We start from the raw sequence: 294 nt of genomic DNA on the forward strand, positions 1-294 counted from the left end.
TATCCAGTTAAGGACGGTGGAGCCGTTTTGTTCGAATTATGGCAGAAATGCCGTTATTGGGTCCGCGTAGAGTGGTTTGCTTGGGAATAACGGCAGAAACGCTGTTGTTGAAGCCGTGTAGAGTGGTTTGTTTGGAAATAACAGCAGAAATGCCGTTGTTGAAGCCGTGTAGAGTGGTTTGTTTGGAAATAGCGGCAGAAACTCCTAGGCCCCCTAATGAAACTGGAGAGTTGCCCCCCAATTTATTACACTGAAAGAAGAGGGAGGCGAGTTTCATGAAGAAGAGAAAAGCCT

Annotated in this window: 1 protein-coding gene; it reads right to left on the reverse strand. The window is 46.6% G+C overall.

The window, feature by feature from the left end:
* Nucleotides 1-7: 7 nt before the first annotated feature.
* Nucleotides 8-294, reverse strand: a 287-nt coding sequence (locus AC0LWN_RS32750; protein ID WP_474672762.1) for a hypothetical protein, incomplete at its 5' end; no start/stop codon positions are given.

The organism is Paenibacillus sp. sgz302115 (assembly GCF_056120445.1).